We start from the raw sequence: 12,067 nt of genomic DNA on the forward strand, positions 1-12,067 counted from the left end.
ATAGTGCTTGTTTTGGCACATCTTCTAGGGTTGGAAACCATCCTTCTCCAAGTTGTTGTTTTCTACAATCTTCATCTAAATCAACAACCTTTACTAATTTAGGGTCGTTAAAATCGGCTACCGGTGGATCGTTAAAAGCAATATGGCCATTTTCTCCAATGCCAATACATGCAACGTCTATGGGGTGATTTTTTAATTCATTCGAATAAGTTTCCATTTCTTTTTCAATATCATCGGCATCTCCATTTAAGAAAAATATCTTTTTAGGTTTTACATCATCTAAAATTCGTTCTTTAAGATATTTTCTAAAACTTGCTGGATGTGTATCCGAAATATCCTTGTACTCATCCAAATGAAAAACTGTAATTTTCTGCCATGCAATTTCTTTCTTTTTTAGTTCTTCTAAAAATGGGAATTGAGAAGAACCAGTTGCTAATATCAAATTAGCATACCCTTTGTCTTCAATTGCATTTTGTAATTTTTCTTCTACAAAATCTGCTGCAGCTTTACCCATTTCCGCAGGTTTATCAAAGGTGAATACATTTAAGTTTTCAATTGTTAAGTTGTTTTTCATATTTTGTGTGGTTTATTATTTATAAAAATTCAGCTATTGCAAACCATGAAGTTATTACTGAAAAGAGTATTACAGCTATAATACTTATATTCATTTTTGTATCTGCTTTATGTTGTTGCATGAGCGTTTTTTTATTTATCAAGATAAATATTGGAATTGCAACAGCAGGAAGAATACAAGCCTGGAATGCCTGTGAAAAAACCATAAGTGCAGGGGGTCTTTCTGCTAAAAAAACGGAACCAAAAGTGAATAATAAAGCTCCAAATATTAAAATTCTGGATTGCGTAGAATGAATATTTCTCGGTGTTCCTCGGTAATCTGCGATTAACCAAGGTGCAATTAATACAATAGGAAATATAGTGGAAATTCCTGCTCCAGCTATACCGATAATTAATGTGAATGCAGCTAGCTTACCTCCAATAGGTTCGAATAAGGCAATCATATCTATTGTATTATTAAGCCGAAGGCCTGATATGTGCAGTGTTCCTGCAGCTACCGCCATTATTGCTCCACTCAATAATAACATCATTGAAGCGGAAACTGCAGCATCCTTTTTTTCTTCCTTTAAATTTTGAATTCCCCATCCTTTTTCTGAGACAACGGTACTTCGCATTATAAAAACAGCTGCAGAACAAGTAGTGCCCGTAATAGCGGCCACAAGTCCCAACGCTCCTGGAGTGTCAGGAATTCCAGGAATCATTCCCTCCAAAATAGATGATAAACTGGGCTTTACTAGAACAAAAACTACTAAAAACGATAGTCCCATGAGAACTACAAGAGCGGTTAGGATTTTTTCAAAAACCTGGTAGCGACCATACCAAAGTAGAAAGAATAAAATGATTACAAAGAAGAGTATAATCCAAGCAGTGTTTAAAATTAGTCCATCAAATGCTAACCTAATTCCCTCTTGTACTAATTCGGCGACGATACCCATTACACCCATCAGCGCTAATAATTCTCCAATAATTAGCGCAATTATTATATATAAGGAAAGTAGCCAACCCATTTTAAATTCTGATTTGAAATTAAATAGAGCTGTTTTTCCAGATACCAATGTAACCTTACCATAGGCGACCATTAATACGTAGGTGAAAATACAGGATAATACAAGGGCCCAGAATAAGCTCATACCATGTTCTGCACCTGTTTTGGCCATTGTGGTAACGCTACCTGTACCAATATTATATCCGATTAAAAAAAGGCCAGGTCCTACAGCACTTATGCCTATAAGAATTTTTTTAAGTAGTTTATTCTCTTTCATTAATTACTCTTTTGAATAAACTAATTTTCCATTAACATAAGTTTTTTCAATAATCACTTCATTGTTATCCATACTAAAAAGAATAATGTCAGCGCGTTTTCCTTGTTCAATTTCGCCTATACTATCTAATCCAAATAATTCTGCAGGATTAGTACTTGCCATTTTTACAGCATCTTTTAACGAACATTGGGTAAAGTCCATAAATACACCTAAACATTTACTTATAGGAGAAGCGGCACCTGCAAGTACATTTTCTTTCGGTAGTTTAACAACATTAGGAGTTAATAATAAAGTTCTCTCACCACGTACATATTCACCAGGTGGCATACCAGCAAGATCTAAGGCATCTGAAACTAAAATTGTTTTATGCACACCCTTTGATTTATAAAAAGTGCGTACCTCTTCTTTAGTTAAATGGTAACCATCTGCAATTACACTAATGGTAATTTTATCTTCGGATAATTGTGGCCAAATTGGGTTATGGTGTCTATTGATTTCATTTGCACAACCATTACCTAAATGTGTTGCCATACTGGCGCCAGCATCTACTGCAAGTTGTACATCTTGATCAGTTCCGTTGTGATGACCTAGAGATACCACAACGCCGCTTTCTACACATTTACGAATAAAGGGAATAGCTCCATCCAATTCGGGAGCAAGTGTAATTAATATAATACCGTTATCTGCAGCCTTTTGTAACGCTGTAAATTCTTCCCAATTAGGATTTTTAATATACTTTTCTAAATGTGCTCCTCTAAATCCGGCAATTGGTGAAATATATGGTCCTTCTAAATGAAAACCGGGAATTGATTTTGCGATTTCAGGATCTTTACGAGCTTCAGCCATAATGGCGAAATTCTTTTTTAGACGGTTCATGTCGCTTGTTATAAGCGTTGGAAAATATGAAGTAACTCCAGCTTTCCACAATGCTTTGGTTGCTTTTTTTACGTCTGAAACGGTCAAATCGGGGCCTGAAAAATCTACGCCCATGTAGCCGTTAATTTGTACATCAATTAGGCCTGGTGCGAGATACAGTTCTGAACTTTTTGCATCATTTGCAAATCTAGTTATTTTCGAAATCTTACCATCTGTAGTTTCAATCCCTACAAGTTGATGATTTGAATATAGAACGCCTTGGATAATATTTGAATTTTCTGGCACAGTAAAGCTTGTTGTTAACATTAAAAATAGCAGGGCAAAAAGGGATGTTGTTCTCATAAATAATCTCAAAATTGAATTAAAGCAAGTTGTTTTTACCTGTTAAGGATAACAAATCAAACATAATGATTTATAGTTTGAATTGAGTAACATCAGTTTTTAGATAAAAAATTACCAACTGTCGGTTCTTTAAAATCCATGTAATAGTCCACAGTTTCTTTTATTATAATGTCAAGTGGTACTAGCTGAAGTTTCGACGGGATCTTTTTGTAAATAAAAAAATGAAACAATGCTTTAACCGCCATAGAGCCTTGGAAAAAGGGTCTTTGGGAGATTAAATAGTCGATTGTGCCATTTTTCATTTCTTTAATGTTTTCTTCTAATAAATCAAATCCTATCATTTTTACAGGAAGCTCATGTATATTGTGGTATTTAGCAATTAATGAAGCTTTGGAGTTAGTGACGAAAACACCTTTGGTGTCTAGATTTTTTAAATAATATTTGGTTAATTCTATGTTGATATCCCTTTCATCAATAGATGGAATAGTAATAGACTTAATATTTCTTTCGTTCGCAGTTGAACCAAAATATTCACGAAATCCTTTTTCAATAATATCTAAGTTACTGTTTTTAACAGACTTAATAAGATTTACAATTAATATATCATCACTAGGTTTTAATATAGAACTCATCAACTTAGCGGCAACATATCCACCGCCTTTCAAATCAGGCCCTATATAAGACAGGTTTTTTTGCTCAGGCAAAAATGAATCAATAAAAACATAAGGAATCTGTTTTTCTTCAAGTTTTTTTATGAACAACAAACTTTCTTCTCGGAAAAGCGGCGCTAAGATTACTCCATCTGGATTTGCATCTAGCACGGCCGATGTCTTTTCAATAAAACTGGACTCTTTATTTAAATCGTAATCGAACGCCGTGTAAGTAATTCCAAAATCCTTGTATTCAACAGCGGTTTGTTCCACTCCTTTTTTAGGGAGTTGCCAAAAGCTGTTTTTGGATGCAGGACAAGGCAATAAACTGCATATATGACGTTGTTTCCCTAAAGCTAATGTGCTTGCTAGAAAATTAGGATTAAAATTTAAAATCTTAATCGCTTCTAAAATTTTCTTCTTTTTATCAGGCGATACATTTCCCCTGTTATGAATAACACGATCCACTGTGCCAATAGAAACATTTACAAATTTCGCAATATCTTGAATTGTAGTTCTTCTTGATTTGTCCACGGCTTCTTGATTTATAAATCAGCAAAACACATTATGTGTGCCTACACAAATATACACAAAAATTAACATTAATTACTGTTTTGTAAGTCTAAAATGTAGGAAAAAATATTTTTTTATAAAAATTTGTTTGCGTACACATTTTTTGTAATATTGTTAACTAAATATTAAATCTTCATCAAATTCAAAGAATATTAGGCTATGAATGATCAGAAAAATGGACGAAGAAATTTTCTAAAGAATTCTACAATGGCCGCAGCAATCGCTCCTTTTTCATTATCAGTTAGTGATTTTAAAAATGAATTGAAAAGTCCTCTAAAAGGAAAAATTAAATATGCCTTAGTAGGAACAGGTACGCGTGGTAGTAGTTCTTGGGCGAAACCAATAGTAGAAAATTACACCCAAAATGCTGAGTTAGTCGCTTTATGTGATGTGAATATTGGGCGAATGGCGTATGCTAAAAAATTTATAGGTACAAAAGCGCCAACATATCATTCTTCAGATTTTGAAAAAATGATAAAAGAAACACAACCTGATACTATTATAGTAACTACCACCGATTGTTTTCATGAAAAATATATTGTAAAAGCAATGGAATTAGGTTGTGATGTTATTTCTGAGAAACCTTTGGTTACAGAAGCTCATCAAGGAAAAAAATTGATAGAAGCTGAAAATAGAACTGGTAAAAAAATAACAACAACATTTAATGCGCGATTTAGTAATGAATCGGAAGAGATTAAGAGAATCTTAAATTCTGGTGAATTGGGTAAGGTGCTATCTGCTGAGTACCACGAATATTTAAATGTTGACCATGGCGCATCGTATTACAGAAGATGGCATGGTAAAAAGAAATTTTCGGGAAGTTTACTGGTGCATAAAGCTTCACATCATTTTGATCAAATGAATTGGTGGTTGGATGCTGAACCTGTAACTGTAAAAGCGAATGGAAAAGTAGGTTTTTATGGAAAAAATAATTCTTTCCGAGGTGAAAATTGTCGAACGTGCTCTTTCAAATCTAAATGTGATTTCTATTGGGATATTGAATCATATGGTAGTAAAGAACTGTACCTCTCAGGTGAGGCTGAAGATGGATATTTACGAGATGGATGTGTTTGGGATACTGAAATTGATTCTTATGACGCTATGACTGTTGAGGTAACGTATGAGAATGATGTTTTATTAAGCTATTCCCTTAATTCTTACATGCCTTATGAAGGTCAAAACATCGCATTCAATTGTGAAAAGGGCCGTTTAGAAGTGCGGGTTTATGATGCTCAGCCGTGGGATGTAGAAAATGTATTTGAATTTAGGATAACTAAAAATTTCGAAGGTACTAAGGCTTATGGTTTAGGACGAGATACCGGAACACATGGTGGTTCTGATGATAAGTTAAGAGATAAAATTTTCTTACCCAATCAATCCGACGAATTAAAACAAATGGCAGATTCCAGGGCAGGTCTAATGTCAAGCTTAATTGGAATTGCCGCTGTTAAATCAATAGAAACAAAAGAACAAATAAACATTCACGATTTAGTGGATTTTCCCACTGAATGGAAATGGAAGTGATAAAAAATTAACTAATACGAACCCTCTAATTTTTAAGTATGCTACAATAAAACAATGAATTATAAATTGCTAAAGACCGAGTTGTGATTGAAAAATATGATGACTGATATTGAACTGAGAAACAAACTAAACTAATTATGAAAAAGAACCTATTATTATTTTTTGTCCTAGCCTTAATGCAAACCCCGTTTTTTGCTCAGGACGCAAATATTACAGTAACGGGTACAGTTATAGATCAAGAGGATGGAATGCCAGTTATTGGTGCGAATGTTGTAGAAAAAGGCACAACCAATGGTATTCTTACTAATTTTGATGGAGAGTTTACCATTGAAATTCCCTCAAATGCAACACTTGTTGTAAGCTATATAGGCTATGGAACTACCGAAATTCCGGTTGCCGGACAAACGAACATTGAAGTTTTATTAAAAACAGAAGTATCCGAACTCGATGAGGTTGTAGTCGTTGGCTATGGCACCATGAAAAAAAGTGATTTAACAGGATCTGTTGCTAATGTAAGTTCTGATACTTACAAAGATCAGCATATGACCCAAATTACAGATATGTTGCAAGGTACAGTTGCTGGTTTAAACATGACTCAGGGTACAACTGCCGCTGGTGGTGGTGAAATTGAGGTTAGGGGTGCTAATTCTTTAAATGCATCAACCCAACCAATGATAGTTGTGGATGGGTCTATTTACAATGGTAGTCTACGAGATATTAACCCTGCAGATGTAAAATCGATCGATATTTTAAAAGATGCCAGTTCTGCTGCCGTTTACGGATCACGGGCTTCTTCTGGTGTAATTTTAATTACTACAAAAGGTGGTGGAAAAGGAAAACCTACTGTTAGTTTTACTTCGCAACTAGGAATGTCTAGTCCTACAAATGATTTTGCTCCAAATAATGCATCGGAATATCTTACGTTTCGACAGGATGTAAAAAGAGCATTAGATACAGAATCCCCTTCTTATTATTATAATAATCCAAGCCAGTTACCAACTGGTGTTACCCTTGATCAATGGAGAAATGCTAGTAATAATCCAAATGCTGATAATACAAGAGAATGGTTAACTAGACTTACATTCTTTCCTGTTGAAACAGAAAACTACATCAATGGAAATACAGTTGATTGGTACGATAAGATAATTCGTAAAGGGGCCGTACAGCAAAAATACGATTTGAGTATTAATGGTGGTAGCGATGAAGCTACTTATTACTGGTCAATGGGTTATATGGACAATGAAGGACTTGTTCTAGGAGATGATTATTCTGCTTTGACTACTCGATTGAATTTAAATTTCAAACCCACAAAATGGATGGATATTGGGATGAATACCCAATATACCAATAGGGATGAAAGTTCTGTTACTGCCGATTTAACTGATATGTATCGAATGAGTCCTTATGGTTCGGAGTATAACGAAGATGGTACAATAAAAAGGTACCCAAATGATTTTACTGTTGAAAATCCATTATTAGATTATTATGGACAAGATCGCGAGAATAAAATAAATACCATTTTTAGTACGCTTTATACTAATATTCAATTGCCCTTTGGAATTAAATATAAATTATCATTTCAACCGAGATATGAGTTTTCAAGAGATTATAATTTCTGGTCTTCTGAAACAGTTACAGGTGGGCAAAGTGGTTTCGCTACTAGAGAAGAATATTCTTCATTTAACTGGATATTAGATAATATTCTTACTTGGAAAAAAGAGTTTGGTGAACATTCTTTCGATCTCACATTATTGCAAAGTGCTGAGCAGAATAAATCATGGTATTCTTATTTGCAAAATGAACAGTTTACGCCAAATGAGAATCTAGGCTTTAATGGATTGCAATATGGTGTAAATCCTGCAGTAAGCACAAATGATACACAGTCAAATGCAGATGCTTCAATGGCCCGTTTGAATTATTCTTTTGGTGACAAATATTTGTTAACAGCATCTGTGCGACGGGATGGGTATTCAGCATTTGGACAAGAAAATCCAAGAGCTACCTTTCCAGCTGTAGCTTTAGCATGGAAAGTTTCAAGTGAAGATTTTTTTAATGTAGATGCTATATCTCAATTGAAACTTAGAGCTTCATGGGGTATAAACGGAAATAGAGATATTGATATTTATGGCGCATTAGCTCAAACACAATCTGATATTTATTATGATGGTACAAATACTCAGGTAGGTGTGTATAACAGTACCTTAGCAAATTATGGGTTACGATGGGAGAAAACAGAATCGATCAATTTGGGTTTAGATTTAAGCTTATATAATAACCGTGTAAACTTAGGTGTTGATGCTTATTTAATGAAAACAGTTGACCTTTTAATGGAACGAAAATTGCCAGAATTAACAGGTTACGAATCCATATTATCTAACCTTGGAGAGTTAGAGAACAAGGGTGTAGAAGTTTCCTTGAGTACGGTTAACATTAGTAATGAAGATTTAACTTGGAGAACAGATCTTACATTTTCATTAAACCGAAATAAAATAAACAGTTTGTTTGGTGATTTTGATGAGAATGGTGAAGAATTGCCAGATTATACAAATGAATGGTTTCCAGATCATGCTATTGATGAAATATGGAATTATAATACTTTAGGAATTTGGCAAGTAGATGAAGCTGCAGAGGCCGCATTAGTAGGTTTAGAACCTGGAGACTGGAAAGTAGAAGATGTTAATGGAGATGGAATATATGATGAATTAACTGATAAACAGTTTATTGGGTATACAGAACCTCGCTTTAGACTCGGGATGCGAAATCAGTTTAATTTCTTAAAGAACTTTACAGCCTCAATTTTTCTAAGAGGTGAATTTGGTCAAGTTAGCGCTTTCTCTTATGCATTAAGACAAGGTGGAAGTGATACTTATGACAGAAGAAATGAAGTAAACATTCCTTATTGGACTCCAGAAAATCCAATCAATGATTATCCACGACTAATTACAAATACAACTGTATATGGAGGTGGAATTCAAATTTATAAGAAAAACTCTTATGTAAGAGTACAAGACCTAACACTGTCATATAATATCCCAGAAGATATTATGGACCGTTATGGAATCTCTAATGCTAGACTTTTCTTTTCTGGACGAAATCTTTATTATTTTTCTAAATGGCCAGGTTGGGATCCTCAATCATTAAATAGTCCTCTGGCAAAGACCTATTCAATAGGATTTAGTTTAACATTATAATAACCTGAATAAAACCTTAAAGATGAAAAAAATACAAAAACAACTCGCAATATTAGGTTTGGTTATATTTGTGATGGTAACATCATGTTCAAAAGACTGGTTAGACCCAGAGCCAAAATCTTTTTTCAGTCCTGAAAACGTTTATGTTGATAAAGATGGATTTGAGTCGATGCTTTTTACACTAAGAAAAGCTCTAAAAAATGAGAATACGGGCTATTTAAATTCTATCGCTGCTGAATATTCAGCATCTGATTTAGCTTCGCCGTGGTCGCAGCTAGATTTTCATAAACTTACGCCCAATCAATCACAATACTATCCTTTTTTAGATTTTTTCACAACTACGTTTGAGCATATAAAAAATGCAAATGTAGCTATCTCTAGAATTGATGATATTGAATGGGAAAATGAGACTGACCGAAATACAATTTTAGCTGAAGCTTTGTGGCACAAATCTTATTGGTATTATCGATTAGTTCATACATACGGAGATGTGCCTTACGTAAATGAAGAAATTATAGGTGAAAAACTTGATTTTTATTCACATAGTCGATGGGCTATTTTAGCGAAATTAGAGACTGATTTAGAGTATGCCGCTGAATGGTTGCCGGAAGTTGCCGGAGCTGGAGAAATCTCTAAAGGAGCAGCAAATTATTTGCTAACTAAGGTTTACTTAGCTAATAGCGAATTCGATAAAGCTTTGGCTAGTATTAATAAAGTTATTGAAGGGCCATACTCATTAATGGAATCTAGATTTGGTGTTGATTTAGCAGACGCGAATAGAAACCTTATTTGGGATCTTCACCGTCCAAAAAATTTCAATAGTGCTGAAAATAGAGAAACTATACTAGCAGTGGTTGATAGGTATGAAGCTCCATCTGATGCTAGATCCGATGGACTTTATACGATGCGTAACTACAATGCACAATGGTTTCAACCAGCAGTATTAGATAGTCAAGGTGCGCCAGGAATGATTACTGAAGGTGCCGGTCAAGTAATGTATGATACCTTAGGTAGAGGAAATTGTAATGTCCGGCTAACGCATCATTATCAATATAAGTTATGGGAATATGGTGGTGAGACATGGGAAAATACGCAAGATTTAAGACGATCAGATATCAACTGGGTTGATAAAGATGAATTATTATACAATAATCCCGCTTCTGTTGACTTTGGCACACCAGTGAATGAATCTTATTTCGCTCAAGAACTTGATACATTTAAATACATATATGCAATGCCGCATTATATTATGTTTGTACCACAAGATGACCCTACTGCAAGACCTATGGGTGGAAATGGTGATTGGTATTTATTTAGATTGGCGGGTGCTTATTTGTTAAGAGCTGAAGCCTATTTTTGGAAGGGACAATTGGCAGATGCTGCCACTGATATAAATAAAGTAAGACAAAGAGCTAATGCTTTGCCAATAAATGCAGGAGATGTAACTCTAGATTTTATTTTTGATGAACGTGCTAGAGAATTATTTGCTGAAGCACCAAGACATTCAGAACTAATTAGAGCATCTTATATTTTAGCACAACAAAATTTAGATGGTTATAGTCTAAGTACTTTTGGTGATAAGAATTATTATTATGACAGAGTAATGCGCTTAAATAAAACCTATGAAAAACAAGTAACATTATTAGGTAATACAGCAGGGATGGAACCGTATCATGCATTATGGCCTATTCCGTCTGATATAATTACTGCCAATACATTGGGCGTAATAAACCAGAATTATGGTTATGATGGTTATGCAGGAAATGTGCCGCCATTAGAAGTAATTGAGTAATTCTAAAAAAACTATTCGTACGATTAATAAATGGAAAATGGTTTTATAATAATTTATAAAATTGGAGAGTTGAGTTGATTGAGTTAGTTTTAAAGGGATGCTATATTTTTAGCATCCCTTTATTTTTTAGAAACCAAAAAATGTAAATATGGAGACCAAACCAAATTTAGAAACTAAAGAGCGGCTGCTCTCATTAGATACTTTGCGTGGCTTTGATATGTTGTGGATTATTGGTGGAGGTTCTTTGATAGGGGCACTTGCTAAAGCTACAGGGTGGGGTTGGGTTGAAGTTCTTGCAGAACAAATGCATCATGTACCATGGGAAGGGTTTCATTTTGAAGACTTAATCTTCCCTTTATTCATGTTTATGTCTGGCGTAGCAATTCCATTTGCATTAGTTAGCAAATTGGAAAAAGGGGTTGAAAAATCTATCTTATTCAAGAAGGTTTTTAAAAGAATGGTTTTGTTGGTTCTTTTTGGATTAATTTATAACGGCGCTTTAAAAAATGGATTTACTGATGTTCGCTATTTAAGCGTATTGTCACAAATAGGAATTGGTTACTTCTTCGCTTCAATGGTTGTCCTATATACAAAAAATATCAAAGTTAGAATTTTTTGGTTGGTCGGAATTATGACGGGGATCACCATATTACAACTTTTTACCCCAGTCCCTGGTTTTGGAGCTGGTGTAATTACTCCTGAAGGCAGTATAAACGCTTGGATAGATCAACAATTTTTACCTGGCAAGCTGATTTATGATACGTATGACCCAGAAGGAATACTCTCAATTGTTTCTGCAACTGTAATTACATTATTTGGGTTTTTTGCGGGTACTATTCTTCGAAACAAGGTAAATTCACAACAAAAAAAGACGAGTATTTTAGTCGGTATCGGAATTCCGTTAATTGTAATTGCACTTTTATTATCGCCTGTTTATCCCATTGTAAAAAACATCTGGACTGTTACTTTTAACATGCTTACAGCAGGAATTAGCTTTTTACTAATGGCATTGTTTTATTATGTTATTGATGTGCTAAAATGGCGTAACTGGACTTTCTTTTTCAGGGTAATTGGTATGAATTCTATCACCATATATATGGGGGTAAAAATAATTGATTTCTGGCATGCATCTAGATTTTTCTTAGGCTTTGCAGCAAAACCAGCCGGCGAGTATGGTAATGTAATTGTTATACTAGGAGTAATTGCTTTAGAATGGCTTTTTTTATATTATCTGTACAAAAAGAAGATATTTTTAAGAGTTTAATAAGTTCTATTTTTTAGTTA

8 protein-coding genes are annotated in these 12,067 nt (G+C 34.3%); 4 read left to right on the plus strand and 4 right to left on the minus strand.

All coding sequences use genetic code 11. The annotated features are described in order from the left end of the window. The 4 genes from ABJF52_RS16275 to ABJF52_RS16290 all read right to left on the minus strand — a co-directional run. The coding region (locus ABJF52_RS16275) for a 6-phosphogluconolactonase (RefSeq protein WP_348152641.1) at window positions 1-574 on the minus strand (574 nt) is incomplete at its 3' end. A gap of 19 nt (window positions 575-593) precedes the next feature. Continuing rightward, on the minus strand, window positions 594-1,835 hold the full coding sequence (locus tag ABJF52_RS16280) for an Nramp family divalent metal transporter (protein ID WP_348152644.1): 1,242 nt from the start codon (window positions 1,833-1,835) through the stop codon (window positions 594-596). 3 nt (window positions 1,836-1,838) lie between these two features. Further along, entirely contained in the window at window positions 1,839-3,053 is a 1,215-nt protein-coding gene (locus ABJF52_RS16285) for an amidohydrolase family protein (protein ID WP_348152646.1), read from the minus strand. Window positions 3,054-3,145: 92 nt separating this feature from the next. Then, a complete protein-coding gene (locus ABJF52_RS16290) occupies window positions 3,146-4,237 on the minus strand; it encodes a substrate-binding domain-containing protein (protein ID WP_348152649.1) in 1,092 nt (363 codons plus the stop codon). A gap of 198 nt (window positions 4,238-4,435) precedes the next feature. Between ABJF52_RS16290 and ABJF52_RS16295 the strand changes: the two genes are divergently transcribed. The 4 genes from ABJF52_RS16295 to ABJF52_RS16310 all read left to right on the plus strand — a co-directional run bounded on the left by ABJF52_RS16295 (window position 4,436) and on the right by ABJF52_RS16310 (window position 12,047). Beyond that, window positions 4,436-5,800 carry a Gfo/Idh/MocA family oxidoreductase gene (locus ABJF52_RS16295; protein WP_348152652.1) on the plus strand — a complete coding sequence of 455 codons (1,365 nt, stop codon included), beginning with the start codon at window positions 4,436-4,438 and terminating at the stop codon, window positions 5,798-5,800. Window positions 5,801-5,937: 137 nt separating this feature from the next. After that, window positions 5,938-8,991 (plus strand): TonB-dependent receptor, encoded by a 3,054-nt coding sequence (locus tag ABJF52_RS16300; protein WP_348152655.1) that lies wholly within the window; start codon window positions 5,938-5,940, stop codon window positions 8,989-8,991. A gap of 22 nt (window positions 8,992-9,013) precedes the next feature. Beyond that, window positions 9,014-10,783 (plus strand): RagB/SusD family nutrient uptake outer membrane protein, encoded by a 1,770-nt coding sequence (locus ABJF52_RS16305; RefSeq protein WP_348152658.1) that lies wholly within the window; start codon window positions 9,014-9,016, stop codon window positions 10,781-10,783. Between the two features lie 148 nt (window positions 10,784-10,931). Further along, a complete protein-coding gene (locus ABJF52_RS16310) occupies window positions 10,932-12,047 on the plus strand; it encodes a DUF5009 domain-containing protein (RefSeq protein WP_348152661.1) in 1,116 nt (371 codons plus the stop codon). The last annotated feature ends 20 nt before the right edge of the window (window positions 12,048-12,067 follow it).

The sequence above is a fragment of the Aurantibacter sp. genome (assembly GCF_039941195.1).
Classification (GTDB): domain Bacteria; phylum Bacteroidota; class Bacteroidia; order Flavobacteriales; family Flavobacteriaceae; genus Aurantibacter_A.